At 71.5% G+C, this 15,584-nt stretch carries 17 protein-coding genes; 8 read left to right on the forward strand and 9 right to left on the reverse strand.

The window, feature by feature from the left end; all coding sequences use genetic code 11:
• The first annotated feature begins 57 nt into the window (after positions 1-57).
• On the forward strand, positions 58-642 hold the full coding sequence (locus tag ACZ5PB_RS31845; protein ID WP_468695948.1) for a suppressor of fused domain protein: 585 nt from the start codon (positions 58-60) through the stop codon (positions 640-642).
• Between the two features lie 112 nt (positions 643-754).
• On the opposite strand, the gene ACZ5PB_RS31850 is transcribed toward ACZ5PB_RS31845, so the two are convergent.
• Positions 755-1,117: a peptidoglycan-binding domain-containing protein gene (locus ACZ5PB_RS31850; RefSeq protein WP_468695950.1), complete on the reverse strand. Its 363-nt coding sequence runs from the start codon at positions 1,115-1,117 to the stop codon at positions 755-757.
• Between the two features lie 186 nt (positions 1,118-1,303).
• The gene (locus ACZ5PB_RS31855) at positions 1,304-2,575 is read right to left on the reverse strand and encodes an MFS transporter (protein WP_468695952.1); all 1,272 of its coding nucleotides are present in this window, start codon (positions 2,573-2,575) and stop codon (positions 1,304-1,306) included.
• A gap of 202 nt (positions 2,576-2,777) precedes the next feature.
• On the opposite strand from ACZ5PB_RS31855, the gene ACZ5PB_RS31860 reads away from it, so the two are divergent.
• The 3 genes from ACZ5PB_RS31860 to ACZ5PB_RS31870 all read left to right on the forward strand — a co-directional run bounded on the left by ACZ5PB_RS31860 (position 2,778) and on the right by ACZ5PB_RS31870 (position 5,161).
• A complete protein-coding gene (locus tag ACZ5PB_RS31860; RefSeq protein ID WP_468695953.1) occupies positions 2,778-3,416 on the forward strand; it encodes a DUF6758 family protein in 639 nt (212 codons plus the stop codon).
• A gap of 94 nt (positions 3,417-3,510) precedes the next feature.
• Positions 3,511-4,377, forward strand: coding sequence for a PHP domain-containing protein (locus tag ACZ5PB_RS31865; RefSeq protein WP_468695955.1), 867 nt, complete (start codon positions 3,511-3,513; stop codon positions 4,375-4,377).
• Positions 4,378-4,555: 178 nt separating this feature from the next.
• A complete protein-coding gene (locus tag ACZ5PB_RS31870) occupies positions 4,556-5,161 on the forward strand; it encodes a MarC family protein (RefSeq protein ID WP_468695956.1) in 606 nt (201 codons plus the stop codon).
• 104 nt (positions 5,162-5,265) lie between these two features.
• Here ACZ5PB_RS31870 and ACZ5PB_RS31875 read toward each other — a convergent pair whose 3' ends face one another.
• Positions 5,266-5,418, reverse strand: coding sequence for a hypothetical protein (locus ACZ5PB_RS31875; RefSeq protein WP_328396803.1), 153 nt, complete (start codon positions 5,416-5,418; stop codon positions 5,266-5,268).
• A gap of 403 nt (positions 5,419-5,821) precedes the next feature.
• Between ACZ5PB_RS31875 and ACZ5PB_RS31880 the strand changes: the two genes are divergently transcribed.
• On the forward strand, positions 5,822-6,655 hold the full coding sequence (locus tag ACZ5PB_RS31880; protein WP_468696168.1) for an NYN domain-containing protein: 834 nt from the start codon (positions 5,822-5,824) through the stop codon (positions 6,653-6,655).
• A gap of 14 nt (positions 6,656-6,669) precedes the next feature.
• Here the strand turns inward: ACZ5PB_RS31880 and ACZ5PB_RS31885 are convergent, their stop codons facing one another.
• Together ACZ5PB_RS31885 and ACZ5PB_RS31890 are read right to left on the reverse strand one after the other, a co-directional pair.
• Complete coding sequence (locus tag ACZ5PB_RS31885; protein ID WP_468695959.1) at positions 6,670-7,557, reverse strand: alpha/beta fold hydrolase; 888 nt, start codon at positions 7,555-7,557, stop codon at positions 6,670-6,672.
• A 90-nt stretch (positions 7,558-7,647) separates the two neighbouring features.
• Positions 7,648-9,810, reverse strand: a complete 2,163-nt coding sequence (locus ACZ5PB_RS31890; protein WP_468695961.1) for a DEAD/DEAH box helicase — start codon at positions 9,808-9,810, stop codon at positions 7,648-7,650.
• 367 nt (positions 9,811-10,177) lie between these two features.
• On the opposite strand from ACZ5PB_RS31890, the gene ACZ5PB_RS31895 reads away from it, so the two are divergent.
• Positions 10,178-10,939, forward strand: coding sequence for a ferritin-like fold-containing protein (locus tag ACZ5PB_RS31895; protein WP_468695962.1), 762 nt, complete (start codon positions 10,178-10,180; stop codon positions 10,937-10,939).
• Positions 10,940-10,988: 49 nt separating this feature from the next.
• On the opposite strand, the gene ACZ5PB_RS31900 is transcribed toward ACZ5PB_RS31895, so the two are convergent.
• From ACZ5PB_RS31900 to ACZ5PB_RS31915, 4 genes are all read right to left on the reverse strand, one after another.
• Positions 10,989-11,258, reverse strand: a complete 270-nt coding sequence (locus ACZ5PB_RS31900; protein ID WP_468695963.1) for a hypothetical protein — start codon at positions 11,256-11,258, stop codon at positions 10,989-10,991.
• 226 nt (positions 11,259-11,484) lie between these two features.
• Positions 11,485-11,712, reverse strand: coding sequence for a DUF3107 domain-containing protein (locus ACZ5PB_RS31905; protein ID WP_468695965.1), 228 nt, complete (start codon positions 11,710-11,712; stop codon positions 11,485-11,487).
• Between the two features lie 144 nt (positions 11,713-11,856).
• Positions 11,857-12,498, reverse strand: coding sequence for a TetR/AcrR family transcriptional regulator (locus ACZ5PB_RS31910; RefSeq protein WP_468695967.1), 642 nt, complete (start codon positions 12,496-12,498; stop codon positions 11,857-11,859).
• A gap of 159 nt (positions 12,499-12,657) precedes the next feature.
• The gene (locus ACZ5PB_RS31915; protein WP_468695969.1) at positions 12,658-12,918 is read right to left on the reverse strand and encodes a hypothetical protein; all 261 of its coding nucleotides are present in this window, start codon (positions 12,916-12,918) and stop codon (positions 12,658-12,660) included.
• Between the two features lie 146 nt (positions 12,919-13,064).
• Between ACZ5PB_RS31915 and ACZ5PB_RS31920 the strand changes: the two genes are divergently transcribed.
• Entirely contained in the window at positions 13,065-14,102 is a 1,038-nt protein-coding gene (locus tag ACZ5PB_RS31920) for an alpha/beta fold hydrolase (RefSeq protein WP_468695971.1), read from the forward strand.
• 107 nt (positions 14,103-14,209) lie between these two features.
• Positions 14,210-15,556 (forward strand): DUF3152 domain-containing protein, encoded by a 1,347-nt coding sequence (locus ACZ5PB_RS31925; protein ID WP_468695974.1) that lies wholly within the window; start codon positions 14,210-14,212, stop codon positions 15,554-15,556.
• Positions 15,557-15,584: the final 28 nt, after the last annotated feature.

Genomic DNA, 15,584 nt, shown 5'->3' on the forward strand with positions numbered 1-15,584 from the left:
CAACCCCCGTCAAGCCCCACCTTTGCCCGTTCCATACGCGGCCTATGCTCGCGGACCATGGGAGATGTTCTTGCGCTGGTAGAAGCCCGACTGCGGACGACTCTGGGCGAACCGGACGCGCGCGCCGCGGTCACGTTCCTCGGTACCGACCGCGTCGAGGTGCTGCGATTCCTGGACGGCGACATCGTCAGGTACGCGACCCTCGGCATGTCCGCGAACCCGATGACCGACCCCACGGCGGCGCTCGCCGACCCGGTGAAGGGGCCGCGCGCCGAGCTGGTCCTGTCGGTACGGGCGGGGCTCGCGGACACCGACAAGGTGCTGCGGCCGCTGGCCGTACTGGCCGCGTCTCCGCAGGTGGAGGGGCTGGTCGTGGCTCCCGGCGCCTCGCTGGACGTGGGGGAGCCGCTGTGGCCGGGGGCGCCCTTCGGCTCGGTGCTGGTGGCGGAGGGCGGGGGCCTGGTCGAGGACCTGGAACTGGACGCCCCGATGGACCCGGTGCGCTTCCTGCCGCTGCTGCCGATGACGGCCAACGAGGCGGCGTGGAAGCGGGTGAAGGGGGCGCAGGAACTCCAGGAGCGCTGGCTCGCCCACGGCACGGACCTCCGCGACCCGCTGCGCGCGGGCGTCCCGCTGGACTGAGAACCGGTCCGGGAAACGGGCCGGGAACGACCCCGGGAATTGGGCCGGATATCGCCCCTGTGGCCGCCGCCCCTCTGCACGGGGCGGCGGCCACAGTACGTCGTTGGTCCCGTCAGCTGCGGAGGGCGGACCAGGTGTTCACGCCCACCTTGCCGTCGACGGCGAGTCCTCCGTACCACTCCTGGAACTGGCGTACCGCGCCCTCGGTGTTGGCGCCGAACTTCCCGTCCACGCCCTGCGGTCCCACCCCGAAGCCCCACGAGATCAGCAGGCACTGCACCTCGCGGACCCGGTCACCGGTGTTGCCCCGGACGGTGAGTTGCGTGCCGTAGTAGTACCCGCAGTCGCGGGCGACCGACGGCGCGGCGGCCGAAGGCGCGGCGGCCGGCGCCGAAGCCTCCGCCGTACTCACGGCGAGTCCCGCGGTCAGTACCGCGGCGGCCAGTGCGCTGAACAGCTTCCTGCGCTGGAACATGGTCTTCCCCTTCATGCCTTCGGACCGGCAGGAGTCCGGTGTCCTGCCGGTACGAAGGTGGGGTCCGGCCCGTCCCCCTGTCGAGATCCCCGCCGTCGCCCACCGCGACGGGAAACGGGCAACACCCGGGAAACACCCGCCCCCGGCCGGTCGGTTGGCTCAGTCGGCTCAGTCGGCTCAGTCGGCTCAGTTGGCGAAGACCGTGACGCCGTCCTCGGTGGCGTGCACCGGCCGGAGCTCCTGCGCCTCGTGGGTGAGGGCCTTGCGGCGTACGAGGACGACCACCGCGCCGAGCACCGCCGTGACGGCCGCGACCACGAACGGGATGTGGATGTCGCTCCACTCCTCGATCTTCGGCGCCAGGAACGGGGCGGCGGCCGCCGCGAACCAGCGGACGAAGTTGTAGCCCGCGCTCGCCACCGGCCTCGGCGCGTCCGAGACGCCGAGCGCCAGCTCCGTGTAGACGGTGTTGTTCACGCCGATGAAGGCGCCGGAGACGATCGTGCAGACGATGGCCGCGGTGTGGTTTCCGTACCCGAGGACCAGCAGGTCGGCGGCGAGGAGGACCAGTGAGCCGCCCAGCACCTTCAGCGAGCCGAAGCGTTCCTGCATGCGCGGGGCGACCAGCACGGAGAAGACGGCGAGCAGCAGACCCCAGGCGAAGAAGACCGCGCCCGACTTGTACGGGGTCATGTCCAGCACGAACGGCGTGAAGGCCAGCACGGTGAAGAACGCGTAGTTGTAGAAGAAGGACGAGGCGGCGACGGAGGCCAGGCCGCCGTGGCCGAGCGCCCTGACCGGGTCGAGCAGGGACGTCTTCCTCGCGGGCCTGGGCTGTTCCCTCAGGAACACGGTGATGCACAGGAAGCCGATCGCCATCAGCGCGGCCGTGCCGAAGAACGGGTAGCGCCAGCTGGCGTTGCCGAGCGCCGCCCCGAGCAGCGGACCGCACGCCATGCCGAGGCCGAGCGCCGACTCGTACAGCAGGATCGCGGCGGCGCTGCCCCCGGCCGCCGCACCGACGATCACGGCGAGCGCGGTCGAGACGAAGAGGGCGTTGCCCAGTCCCCAGCCGGCCCGGAAGCCGACCAGCTCGCCGACGGAGGAGGAGGTCCCGGAGAGCGCGGCGAAGACGATCACCAGGGCGAGGCCGAGCAGCAGCGTCTTCTTGCCGCCGATCCGGCTGGAGACGAAGCCGGTGACGAGCATCGCGACCGCGGTGATCAGGAAGTACGAGGTGAAGAGGAGGGAGACCTGGCTCGGGGTGGCGCTCAGGCCCTTGGCTATGGAGGGCAGGATCGGGTCGACGAGACCGATGCCCATGAACGCGACGACGGACGCGCCGGCCGTCGCCCAGACCGCCTTCGGCTGGCGCAGGATGCTGCCCGCGCCCTCGTCGAAGGGGTCGGCTCCCTCGCCCCCCGGCTTGCTCTCTGTCTCGGTCCCGCCCTGCTGCATGGCGTCTCCTGTTCTCCGCTGTTCTCCGCCAGATCGTTGCGATATACAAACAATAAGTTAGGTCGGCTAATGAATGCAAGCTACATCTAGTTTTGGCCGGTGGAAGGGCTGGGGAGAGTTCCTGGGAGCGCCGGAAAGCGGCGCGCGCCGGACGGGTGATCGTCCTTGACGCGGCGTCGACCGGGGAGGACTGTTGGGCGCTATGAGGGGCGAACCCAGTTGCCCGAAGTGCGGAGGCCGGGTCAGGGCGCCCGGTCTCTTTGCCGATACCTGGCAGTGCTCCGCGCACGGGGCCGTACACCCGCTCCAACCGGTGCTGCCGCCCAGCGTCGAGGCACTGGCGGTCGCGGTGAACCGCGCCCGGGTGCCGATCTGGATGCCGTGGCCGCTGCCGGTGGGCTGGCTGTTCAGCGGCGTGGCGTACGCGGGCGACGACCGCAGCGGCGGCCGGGCCACCGCCGTCGCGTGCTCGGGCCCGGGCCCGCTCGGCGGCTTCGGTGAACTGCTGCTCGTCGCCGAGGAACTGGGCGTCGGCCTCGGTGCGCGCTACGCGGGCATCGACGGCCCCGACCCCGGCGCCCACATCGCCATGGAGAAACCCCCGGTCACCAAGGTCCTCGCGGCCGGCCGCCCCACCCCCCTGTGGCACGTCTCCGGTACGCCGGCGGACCGCGCGGTCTTCGCGGGCGAGGCGCGCGGGCTGTGGCTCTGGGCGATCGTCTGGCCGGAACAGTCGGGCCTGCTGATGTACGACGAACTCGTCCTGACCGACCTGCGCGACGCGGGCGCGGAGGTCGAACTGCTGCCGTGCGGGGCGCTCTCGCCGCGGATCCTGGCGTAGCGCAGGCCGGGAGCGCCGCTTGACCTGGGGATGTTCGAATCCCCGTTACTCTTGACGCGTCCCTTCCGTCCGCCCTGCCCCTGGAGTAAGCGTCGTGCGCATCGACCTGCACACCCACTCCACGGCATCCGACGGCACCGACACCCCCGCCGAGCTGGTGCGCAACGCCGCCGCGGCCGGGCTCGACGTCGTCGCGCTCACCGACCACGACTCGGTGCGCGGCCACGCGGAAGCGATCGACGCGCTGCCCGAGGGCCTCACCCTCGTCACCGGCGCCGAGCTCTCCTGCCGCCTGGACGGTACGGGCATGCACATGCTGGCGTACCTCTTCGACCCCGACGAGCCCGAGTTCGCCCGCGAGCGCGAGCTGGTCCGCGACGACCGGGTGCCGCGCGCACAGGGCATGGTCGCCAAGCTCCAGGCCCTCGGCGTGCCGGTCACCTGGGAGCAGGTGGCCCGGATCGCCGGCGACGCCTCCCTGGGCCGTCCGCACATCGCCGAGGCCCTCGTCGAGCTGGGCGTCGTGGAGACCGTCTCCGACGCCTTCACCTCCCAGTGGCTGGCCAACGACGGCCGGGCGTACGTCGACAAGCACGAGACGGACCCCTTCACCGCGATCCGCCTGGTCAAGGCCGCGGGCGGGGTCACCGTCTTCGCGCACCCCGGCGCCGCCAAGCGCGGCGACACCGTACCCCTGGCCTCGATAGCCGAGCTGGCGGCGGCCGGCCTCGACGGCATCGAGGTCGACCACATGGACCACGACGAGTCCGACCGCGCCCGGCTGCGGGCCTTCGCCGCCGAACACGGGCTGCTCGTCACCGGCTCCAGCGATTACCACGGCAGCCGCAAGACCGTAAGGCTCGGGGAGTACACCACGCACCCCGACGTGTACGGCGAGATCACGCGGCGTGCGACCGGCGCCTTCCCGGTGCCCGGCGCGGGTGGACGCCCGCGCGCCTGAGCCCTCCCGGGCCCACGGCGCACCTCCCGGCGCCGGACCGCACGACCTCCGGCGCCCCTGCGGCCCGACGACCGCCCCACCGGCGTCGGTACGGGCCGACAACCCTCATGTTCCGTACCCGAATCGTGCCCGTGCGCCCGCCGCGCACCGGCACGGTCCCCTCCTGCAAGGCCTCACTGTGTTCGACTTCGCTGTCTTCGGATCCCTCTTTCTCACGCTTTTCGTGATTATGGACCCCCCTGGGATCACCCCGATCTTCCTCGGCCTGACCTCCGGCCGGCCCGCCAAGGTGCAGCGCCGGATGGCCTGGCAGGCGGTGGCCGTCGCCTTCGGCGTGATCGCCGTCTTCGGCGTCGTCGGCCAGCAGATCCTCGACTATCTGCACATCTCCACCCCCGCCCTGATGATCGCGGGCGGGCTCCTCCTGCTGCTCATCGCGCTCGACCTGCTCACCGGCAAGAACGAGGAGCCGACCCAGACGAAGGACGTCAACGTCGCCCTCGTACCGCTGGGCATGCCGCTGCTCGCCGGGCCCGGTGCGATCGTCTCGGTGATCCTCGCGGTGCAGCACACCAGTACGGTCAAGGGTCAGATCTCGATCTGGTCCGCGATCATCGCCATGCACGTGGTGCTGTGGCTGGCGATGCGCTTCTCGCTGGTGATCATCCGTGTGATCAAGGAGGGCGGTGTGGTGCTGGTGACCAGGCTCGCGGGCATGATGCTCTCCGCGCTGGCCGTGCAGCAGATCATCAACGGGGTCACCCAGGTCATCCAGGGCAGCTGAGCCCGCGCACGGCCGGTCCGGCCGTAGCCGCGCATACGGAAAGCGCCCCCGTGCACGTACTGCACGGGGGCGCTTTCTCGGTCTTCGTCGGTACGTCGTCGGTGTTACGAGGCCGTGGTTTCGGCCGGGCGGATGTAGATGCGCTGACCGATGGAAGCGGCCTGCTGCACGATCCGGTTGACGGAGGCGGCGTCCACGACGGTGCTGTCCACGGCGGTGCCGTCAACATCGTCCAGGCGCATGATTTCGAAGCGCACGCGCTTCTCCCTTCGTCTGATCCTCCTGCTGGAGAACTGTGGTGAATGTGTGGGGTGGGCGTGGCGCGGTGGCCACACGTTCCATACGGGTACAACGAGCCTCCCCGCGAAAAGATTCCCTACGCTAAAGAAAATTTTCGCGAGGCTAACTACTCGCTGGTGAGGTAACCGGCGAGGCGCTGGTGGGGTGCCGGTGAGGCGCCGGTGGGGTACTGGTGAGATGCCGGTGAGCCGTCGGTTGTGCGGGGCCTGTGGCGGCCGGGACAATGGGTTCCGTATGGACGACGCACAGCCTCCGGGCTCTCCCGACAGCTTCCACGGCTCCACCGGAATCCCGGTCGACAGCGACCGGATCTCCGCGCTCGCCGACCGCCTGGACCGCACGAACGCGCTGCTCACCCGCATGCTCGCGGAGGTCGCCAAGACCCCCTCCACCCACGCGATCTTCGTCGACGCCGGCTACGTGTACGCGGCGGCCGGCCTGCTGGTCACCGGCACCGAGGACCGGCGCTCCTTCGACCTGGACGCGGAAGGGATCATCGAGGCCTTCATCGACAAGGCCCGCATCATCTTCGCGGACAGCAGGCTGCTGCGCGTCTACTGGTACGACGGCGCCCGGCGCCGCATCCACACCACCGAGCAGCAGACCATCGCCGAACTCCCCGACGTCAAGGTCCGCCTCGGCAACCTCAACGCCAACAACCAGCAGAAGGGCGTCGACTCCCTCATCCGCACCGACCTGGAGTCACTCGCCCGCCACCGCGCCATCAGCGACGCGGCACTCGTCGGCGGCGACGAGGACCTGGTTTCGGCGGTCGAGGCGGCACAGGGGTACGGGGCGCGGGTCCACCTCTGGGGCATCGAGGCGGGCGACGGCCGCAACCAGGCCGAGCCGCTGCTCTGGGAGGTCGACAGCCAGCGCACCTTCGACCTGGACTTCTGCAAGCCGTACGTCACGCGCCGGCCGGTCACCACGTACGAGCAGGAGAACGGCCCGACCCCCTCGCGCGAGGACGTGCGCTTCGTCGGCGCGCAGATCGCGGCGAAGTGGCTGGCCGAACGCGGCCGGCAGCAGCTCGGAGAACTGCTGCCGGGGCGGCCGTACCTGCCCGGGCCGGTGGACCAGGAGCTGCTGGTGGAGGCCGAGAGGATGCTCCAGCGGTCGCTGCGCGGGCACTCGGACCTGCGGCGCTCGCTGCGGGACGGGTTCTGGCAGCACCTCCAGTCGCAGTACTGACCGGTCTTTCGCGGTCAGCGGTGCCGGTCCCAGAAGCCGGTCAGCGCCCGGACGGTCTCGTCCGGGCGGTCGGTGTTGGGGGAGTGGCCCGCCCCCTCGATCACGGTGCGGTGGGCGCCCAGGCGCACCGCCATGTCGTCGAGCAGCGGCACCGGCCAGGTGTCGTCGACCGTGCCGGAGACGACGTGCACCGGCAGGGGCGGGCGCAGGGCGAGCAGTTCGGCGACGCGGTCGGGTTCGACAGTGAGCCCCCGGCCGGTCGCGACGAGCTGGGCGGGGCTGTGGAGCAGCCAGCGGCGCCGGAGTGCCTCCTCGTGCGCCTTGTCGTACCCGTCGGTGTCCGTCTCCTCCGGTACGGGGGTCTCCATCGCCTGCATCGCGTCCCAGACCTCGCCCATCGACATCACACCGAGGGCCTGCGTCAGCAGGGCGATCTTCTCCTGCTGCGAGGGGTCGACCTCGGCGGGTCCTGACGACATCAGGGTCAGCGACCGGAAGGGCGACGGCGAGGCGCCGAGGAGCACGGCGGCGCGGGCGATCTGCCCGCCGAGGGAGTGACCCACGAGGTGTATGGGGGTGGGGGTACTGCCGAGTGCTGCTGCCTGGGCGAATACGTCCTTCGCCAACTCGGCCTGGGCGTAAGGGGATTCGTCGTCCGCCGGGCCCGTCGACTCGTACTGGCCACGTCCGTCGACCGCGACGGCGCGGTAGCCCGCCAGGGCCAGCGGGGCCAGCATCGCGATGAAGTCCTCCTTGCTGCCGGTGAAACCGGGCAGCAGGAGCACGGTGCCGTGGGGCGCGGCGGCGGGTCCCGCTTCGAGCGCGGCGAAGGTGCCGCGTTCGGTGCGCAGGGGGACGGCTTGGACGCCGGGGGGTGGGGTGAAGGTGGGCGGCCTACTCATGCCCCGAGGCTACCGGGGGTCGGGAAGGAGGGGATACGACGATGGCCCCGCCCTCCCGGTGGGGGAGGGCGGGGCCATCGGGGGAGAGGGTCAGCTCTCCGTGGTGCGGCGCGGGGCGCGGCGGCGGCGCGGCTTCGCGTCGCCCTCCGGCTCCGTGGCGGGGGCCGACGCCTTGGCGGCCGTCTTCTTGGGGGCGGCCTTGCGCGGGGCGGCCGCGCGGCGCACCGGCCGGGTGGGCTCCGGCTCCGGCATCGGCGCCATCTGGAAGTCGACCTCGGGCTCGGCGGAGACGCGCGCCCGGACGGGGCGCTTCAGCCTCGGCCGTGCCGGGGCCTCGACGACCTCGGACAGGTCTGCGGCCTTGACTGCCTTGGCGCGCGACGCCCTGGCCCTGACGGGCTTGGCGGCGGGCTCGGCGACCTCGGCCTCGACCAGCACCTTGACCTTGGCGGTCCGGGGCTTGGCGGCCTTGACCTCCGTGGCCGTGGCCTCGGCGGTCACGGGCTCGGCTGCCTCGACCGGCGCGGCTGCGGCCTTACGGGTACGGGTGCGGGCCCTGGGCGCCGCCGGAGCCTCGACGGCCGGAGCCTCGTCGGCCGGGGCCGGGGCCGGAGCCTCGGTGACGACCGGCGCCTCGGCGACCGCGGTGCCCGCGCCGCCGGTACGGGTGCGACGACGGCGACGCGGCGTACGCGGCTCCGTGGCCTCGACGGCGGCGGAGTCGGCCGGGCCTGTGCTGTCGGCGGCCGGAGTCACCGGAGCCGCGGTGGCCCCGGTCTCGACCGCGTCGCCCAGCTCCGAACCGCCGCGGGTACGACGGCGCTGACGCGGCGTGCGCGTACGGGCCGGACGCTCCTCGGTCACCACGGCAGCGGCCGCCGGTGCCTTGCGGCCGCGGCCGCCCGTCTCGCCGAGGTCCTCGACCTCTTCCGCGCGCAGTCCGGCGCGGGTGCGGTCGGCCCGGGGCAGTATGCCCTTGGTGCCGGCCGGGATGGAGAGGATCTCGTAGAGGTGGGGAGAGGTGGAGTACGTCTCCTCGGGCTCGTCGAAGGGCAGGTCCAGCGCCTTGTTGATGAGCTTCCAGCGCGGGATGTCGTCCCAGTCGACGAGGGTGACGGCGATGCCCTTGGCGCCTGCGCGCCCGGTGCGGCCGACCCGGTGGAGGTACGTCTTCTCGTCCTCCGGCGACTGGTAGTTGATGACGTGCGTGACGCCCTCGACGTCGATGCCGCGGGCGGCGACGTCGGTGCAGACCAGGACGTCGACCTTGCCGTTGCGGAAGGCGCGCAGCGCCTGCTCGCGGGCGCCCTGGCCGAGGTCGCCGTGGACGGCGCCGGACGCGAAACCGCGCTTCTCCAGCTGCTCGGCGATGTCGGCGGCGGTCCGCTTCGTACGGCAGAAGATCATCGCGAGTCCGCGGCCCTCGGCCTGGAGGATGCGGGAGACCAGCTCCGGCTTGTCCATGTTGTGCGCGCGGAAGACGTGCTGCGTGATGTTCTTGACGGTCGCGCCCTCGTCGTCGGGCGAGGTGGCGCTGATGTGCGTGGGCTGCGTCATGTAGCGGCGGGCCAGGCCGATGACGGCGCCGGGCATCGTCGCGGAGAAGAGCATGGTCTGACGCTTGGGCGGCAGCATCTTCATGATCTTCTCGACGTCGGGCAGGAAGCCCAGGTCCAGCATCTCGTCGGCCTCGTCGAGGACGAGCGCGCGGATGTGGGACAGGTCGAGCTTCTTCTGTCCGGCCAGGTCGAGCAGCCGGCCCGGGGTGCCGACGATGATGTCGACGCCCTTCTTGAGCGCCTCGACCTGCGGCTCGTACGCACGGCCGCCGTAGATCGCCAGCACGCGCACATTGCGCGCCTTGCCGGCGGTGAGCAGGTCGTTGGTGACCTGCTGGCACAGCTCGCGCGTCGGTACGACGACGAGGGCCTGCGGGGCGTCGGTCAGCTGCTCGGGCTTGGCCCGGCCCGCCTCGACGTCCGCGGGGACGGTGACGCGCTCAAGGAGCGGCAGGCCGAAACCGAGGGTCTTGCCCGTACCGGTCTTGGCCTGGCCGATGACGTCGCTGCCCGAAAGTGCGACGGGGAGCGTCATCTCCTGGATGGGGAAGGGGGACGTGATGCCGACCGCCTCTAGGGCTTCGGCCGTCTCGGAAAGGATCCCGAGGTCTCGGAACGTAGTCAGGGTGCTGCCTCTTCTGTGAGACGCGACATGACGCGAACAACGTGGGTCGTACCGTGCCTGGGGTTTCATCCGGCCTTGGGAGGACCAGGTGGCGCGGGACCACTGCCATTGCTCTAGCGCTCGTGCCGCTGAGGGTTCCCTCGTCTGCGGTGATGCTTGTGCACCGCCCGCACGGAGGGCTGTCGGGTCGGAGCCGATCGGGCCACCGACCGGGCATCCTCATTCGGATGGCTTGCTCAGGCGCGTACGAACCGGAGTGCGTACGGCATGAATGCTCAGCAAGCGCATTACCACTGTACCCCGGATTCGCGCATGTGTGTTGGGTGAATTCGTAGGAATGGTGGGGCGGAGGTGTATCGGGCGGTCGCTGACCAGGTGGTCCCGGGGCCACCGCTGTCATCTGGTCCTACCGACGCGGAGCGCTATTGTGCGCTTTATGGAGACGCCTGACACCCCCGCCGCAACCCCCGCCGAAACCCCCGCAGAATCCGCCCCCGAGCCCACCGGCATCGCCGCCCAGGACTGGGCGACCGCCTCCGTGGAGCCGACGTACCGCGCCGCGGTCGTGGACCTGCTGGGCGCCCTCGCGTACGGCGAGCTGGCGGCCTTCGAGCGGCTCGCCGAGGACGCCAAGCTGGCGCCGACGCTGGGCGACAAGGCGGCGCTGGCGAAGATGGCCTCCGCCGAGTTCCACCACTTCGAGCGGCTGCGCGACCGGCTGTCGGCGATCGACACCGAGCCGACCGCCGCGATGCAGCCCTTCGCCAAGCCGCTCGACGACTTCCACCACCTGACGGCCCCGTCCGACTGGCTGGAGGGCCTGGTCAAGGCGTACGTCGGCGACTCGATCGCCAGTGACTTCTACCGCGAGGTCGCCGCCCGCCTGGACACCGACACTCGCTCGCTGGTGCTCGCCGTCCTCGACGACACCGGGCACGGCAACTTCGCCGTGGAGAAGGTGCGCGCCGCCATCGAGGCCGACCCCCGGGTCGGCGGACGGCTCGCGCTGTGGGCGCGGCGGCTGATGGGCGAGGCGCTCTCGCAGGCGCAGCGCGTGGTCGCCGAGCGCGACTCGCTGTCGACGATGCTGGTGGGCGGGGTGGCGGACGGCTTCGACCTCGCGGAGGTCGGCCGGATGTTCTCCCGTATCACCGAGGCACACACCAAGCGGATGGCGGCGCTGGGCCTGGCCGCCTAGCGACCGGCGGTCCGCGACGCGGTGGCTCCGGCAGGCGGCGCAGCCGGAGCTACGCCGCCGCTGACCTGCGCCGGACGCGGCCCGTGGGGCGCAGGAGCAGGGAGAGGGTGACGGCGCCCACCGCGACCGCGCCGAGCAGGGTGACCAGCAGATGGCCGGGGCCGACCGCCGTGTGCGTGAGCCAGGCACCGAAGAGCGCGCCCAGCAGACCCGCCGTCAGAACGTGCGGGCGGGGCGGCAGCCGGTCGGGGAGCTTGGACACGGCGGTCCAGCCGAGGGCGAGGCCGAGGATGACGGAGCCGAGCGCTTCCCAGATCAACGCGATTCCCTCCTGGACTGCAACGGGGGCAAATGGGTCGTAGCCCGTCTTACCCGGGGGGTGCGGAACGCAACCCTCCCCGGGCGTGCAGGCATACGAACAGACCGTGCACAGAAGGCGAACGCGGAGTGCGGAACGCAGAGCGCGGAACGCGGAACGCAGAACGGCCCGGCGGGATCGCTCCCGCCGGGCCGTTGTGGTCGTGCGTACTTCGCGTACTCGCGTACTAGAGGGCGCCGAAGCCCACTCGACGCTGGGCCGGCTCACCGATCTCCACGTAGGCGATCCGGTCCGCCGGCACCAGGACCCTGCGGCCCTTGTCGTCGTTCAGAGTGAGCAGCTGTGCCTTGCCGGCCAGCGCGTCGGCCACCGCGCGCTCGACCTCCTCGGCAGACTGCCCGCTCTCCAGAACGATCTCCCGGGGTGCGTGCTGCACGCCGATCTTGACCTCCACGGCTATGTCCCTCCGACGATCTGGTCGGCGCGGTCGCCCCGCGCCGTACGTCCCGCCACATTAGCCCGGTGAGGGGACGTGATCTGCTCTCCCGGGCCACGCCGGGAGCGAACACGGCACTTCGCCGGCCGGGGCGGGAGCGCCTCAGCTCTGGTCGGTGCCGTGCAGCGGGAAGCCCGCGATGCCCCGCCAGGCCAGCGAGGTCAGCAGCTGGACCGCCGTCTCGCGCGGGATGGTGCTGCCGCTGGACAGCCAGTAGCGGGCCACCACCTGGGACACCCCGCCCAGGCCCACGGCGAGCAGCATCGACTCGTCCTTGGACAGCCCGGTGTCCTCCGCGATGACCTCACTGATCGCCTCGGCGCACTGGAGCGAGACCCGGTCCACTCGCTCGCGCACGGCGGGCTCATTGGTCAGGTCCGATTCGAAGACCAGCCGGAAGGCACCGCCCTCGTCCTGTACGTACGCGAAGTAGGCGTCCATGGTGGCCGCGACGCGCAGCTTGTTGTCGGTGGTCGACGCCAGGGCGGTGCGGACCGCTTGCAGGAGCGACTCGCAGTGCTGGTCGAGGAGTGCCAGGTAGAGCTCCAGCTTGCCGGGGAAGTGCTGGTAGAGCACCGGCTTGCTGACGCCCGCACGCTCGGCGATGTCGTCCATCGCCGCCGCGTGGTACCCCTGCGCGACGAAGACTTCCTGCGCTGCGCCCAGCAGCTGTTGACGTCGGGCCCGGCGCGGCAGGCGGGTGCCGCGTGGGCGTGCCGCCTCTGTCTGCTCGGTGGCTGTCACGCCGCCTCCCATGTCTTTCCTGTTCACGGACCTCTCACCGCACGGCTGTTCCGTGTGATGTGCGCCGCGGCGGCCATCGTACTTTTGAGTAACCCGTGTGTGCGCGGTGCGGACGCAGAATTTCACGGAGCGGACACCGCGTGAAGGGTGATCGCGGGCTCAGCGGTAGTCGTCGTCCTCCACGGTCACGATGCGTGCCTGCTCGGCTGCGTCCGCCTCGGTCGCGGCGCCGGGGTCGAAGGAGGGCTGTGGATCGCCGGGCTCCGGGGTCACGTCGGTGTGCTGCTCGGCGGTGTCGGCGGGATCGGCCTGCGGGATGGCGCCGGGGGTGCCCGCGGGGGTCCCGTCCGGGAGCGCGGGGCTTTCCTCCGGCTGTTCGGCGTCGTAGGTGTCCGGGTCGGTCGGGTCCACGTGCGTCATGGTGTTCCGCCTTTCCGGCGCGTACGTCGTCGGATGCGCGTGCGCGCCTGTCTCTTCGAGCGTAGGAGCACAGGGGGGCGTGCGCTACGCGGTCTGTGACCGCGAACACATGAGCCCCTGCGTGATCGTCTCGTAACATTGCCCGCATGTCTTCGACCGAGCTGCCGAAAGCCGGCGCAGCCGCACCGCTGCCCAAGGTCAGTGCCGTCAAGGTCGCGGAGGGGGAGGAGCTGCGGTCCGTCGCCCTGCCCGGGCTGACCCTGACCGTACGGTCCAGGCCCCCGGCGCGCTCCGGACTGCCGCCCGCGCTGTACGTGCACGGGCTCGGCGGATCCTCGCAGAACTGGTCCGCCCTGATGCCCCTGCTGGACGGCGCCGTCGCGAGCGAGGCGCTCGACCTGCCGGGCTTCGGGGATTCCCCGCCGCCCGCGGACGGCAACTACTCGATCACCGGGCAGGCGCGGGCGGTGATCCGCTACCTGGACTCCAGCGGGCGCGGGCCCGTGCACCTGTTCGGGAACTCGATGGGCGGTGCCGCGGTCACCCGGGTCGCCGCCGTACGGCCCGACCTGGTGCGCAGCCTGACGCTGGTCTCGCCCGCACTGCCGGAGATCCGGGTGCAGAAGACGGCCGTGCCGACCGCGCTGCTCGCGATCCCCGGGGTCGCCCGGCTCTTCGCGAGGCTCAGCAAGGACTGGACGGCGGAGATGCGGACGCGCGGGGTGACCGGGCTCTGTTACGGGGATCCGTCGCGGATCACGCCCGAGGGATTCAGGGCAGCCGTCGACGAGATGGAGCGCAGGCTCCAGCTGCCGTACTTCTGGGACGCGATGACCCGCTCCGCACGCGGCATCGTCGACGCCTACACCCTCGGTGGCCAGCACGGACTGTGGCGGCAGGCGGAGCGGGTGCTCGCGCCGACGCTGCTGGTGTACGGCGGGCGGGACCAGCTGGTGGGGTTCCGGATGGCACGCAGGGCCGCTGCGGCGTTCCGTGATTCCCGGCTCCTGAGTCTTCCGGACGCCGGACATGTGGCGATGATGGAGTACCCCGAACTGGTGGCCGAGGCTTTTCTCGGTCTCATCGGCGACAGTGGTACCCAGGAGAACAGCGGTACACAGGAGAACAGCGGTACGGACGACGACGTACGTGCAGAAGTGCAGCAGACGGAAACTAGGAGCTGATCCGGCGCGTGGGACGTCATAGCCGCCGAGGTGCCGCACCCAAGGGTGCCGACGAGACCCCTGGCATACCCGGGAGCGGGCGGCGCAGGAGAGGCGACACGGGCGCCGTGCCGCGCGTCCAGGACACCACAGGGCCGGTGCCGCGCTTCCAGCCGCACCACCTGGCGGGCGGTCCCGCCCAGCAGCCGGTGCGGGGCGGGCATCCCGAGCAGCACGAGCCGGGCGGCGGCTGGGGCGACACCGGGGCGTACGGCACCGGCGGCAACGCCGACGCCGTCGGCGACACGGGCGGCGGGCGCTACGGCGACTGGGTCGGTGCGTCGCGGGGGGCCACGGCCTACGCGCCGCCGACGGTACGGCCGCCGGCCGGGCTCGGCGTGGGCGCGCGGGTGCCGGGGCAGCGCACGGCCGGTCCCCGGCGGGACTTCGTGGCGGCGTTCGACCAGCCGCAGGGCCCTCTCGCGCAGCCGCCTGTACGGGAGGAACGCCCGGCGGGCCGGGACCCGTACGCCGCCGTCACCGACTGGGACGACGCCGCGGCGGCCAACGGCGATCTCGTCGGCCCCGACGACGCGGACCTCTTCGACGTCGGCGCGGACGGTACGGACGGTGCGGGCAAGCCGCGTGCCAAGCGGCACCGGGTGCGTACGGTCACCGGGGTGTCCGCGGCCGCGGTGACCGTCGCGCTGGCGGTCGTGGTGGTGAGCCAGCAGTCCGGTACGGGCGGTGGCGCCAAGGAGGCGGCGGCCCCCGGGGCCGGGGAGCGCGCGTTCTCCGACGGCGCCTCGCGCGACGAGGAGCGGGCCACGCCGCAGAGCGGGGACGGGGCGGCGGCGGTCCCCGCGGTTCCGGTGACGTACGAGGAGCGCATGGCCCAGAAGCTGACCATGGCGCCGGACAAGGCGGGTCCGAACACCTTCGACACCGTTCCCGGAAAGGACGCGGCACCGGGAAAGGGAAAGGTGTGGAAATACCGGGTGGACGTCGAGAAGGACATGGGGCTCGACGGGAAATTGTTCGCCGAGGCGATCCAGAAGACCCTGAACGACAAAAGGAGTTGGGCCGGAAAGGGCACGATGACTTTCGAGCGGATATCCGAGGGCGACCCGGATTTCATTGTGACGCTCGCCACTCCCGTCACCACCGACCTCTGGTGCGAGAAATCGCATCTGAACACCCTGGAGCAGAACGTCTCCTGTGATTCCGCCGCCACCGAGCGCGTGATGATCAACGCGTTCCGCTGGGCCGGCGGGGCGCCGACGTTCGGCGACGAGAAGCTGTTCGCGTACCGGCAGATGCTGATCAACCACGAGGTCGGGCACCGGCTCGGGCACAACCACAAGACCTGTGACGAGGACGGCGCACTCGCGCCCGTGATGATGCAGCAGACCAAGACGCTGCAGACGGGATCGAAGACGTGCAGGCCCAACCCCTGGGTGATTCCCGGGAGTTGACCGGGTGCCGGACGGTGCGGACCGTACG

The sequence above is a fragment of the Streptomyces sp. NPDC032721 genome, from assembly GCF_055579625.1.

Coding starts and splice junctions, on each gene's coding strand:
- ACZ5PB_RS31860 (WP_468695953.1), top strand. CDS start 2,778: ATGAGGGGCGAACCCAGTTGCCCGAAGTGCGGAGGCCGGGTCAGGGCG.
- ACZ5PB_RS31915 (WP_468695969.1), bottom strand. CDS start 12,918: ATGACGCACGTGGACCCGACCGACCCGGACACCTACGACGCCGAACAG.
- ACZ5PB_RS31895 (WP_468695962.1), top strand. CDS start 10,178: ATGGAGACGCCTGACACCCCCGCCGCAACCCCCGCCGAAACCCCCGCA.
- ACZ5PB_RS31890 (WP_468695961.1), bottom strand. CDS start 9,810: ATGAAACCCCAGGCACGGTACGACCCACGTTGTTCGCGTCATGTCGCG.
- ACZ5PB_RS31885 (WP_468695959.1), bottom strand. CDS start 7,557: ATGAGTAGGCCGCCCACCTTCACCCCACCCCCCGGCGTCCAAGCCGTC.
- ACZ5PB_RS31845 (WP_468695948.1), top strand. CDS start 58: ATGGGAGATGTTCTTGCGCTGGTAGAAGCCCGACTGCGGACGACTCTG.
- ACZ5PB_RS31880 (WP_468696168.1), top strand. CDS start 5,822: ATGCTCGCGGAGGTCGCCAAGACCCCCTCCACCCACGCGATCTTCGTC.
- ACZ5PB_RS31855 (WP_468695952.1), bottom strand. CDS start 2,575: ATGCAGCAGGGCGGGACCGAGACAGAGAGCAAGCCGGGGGGCGAGGGA.
- ACZ5PB_RS31920 (WP_468695971.1), top strand. CDS start 13,065: ATGTCTTCGACCGAGCTGCCGAAAGCCGGCGCAGCCGCACCGCTGCCC.
- ACZ5PB_RS31850 (WP_468695950.1), bottom strand. CDS start 1,117: ATGTTCCAGCGCAGGAAGCTGTTCAGCGCACTGGCCGCCGCGGTACTG.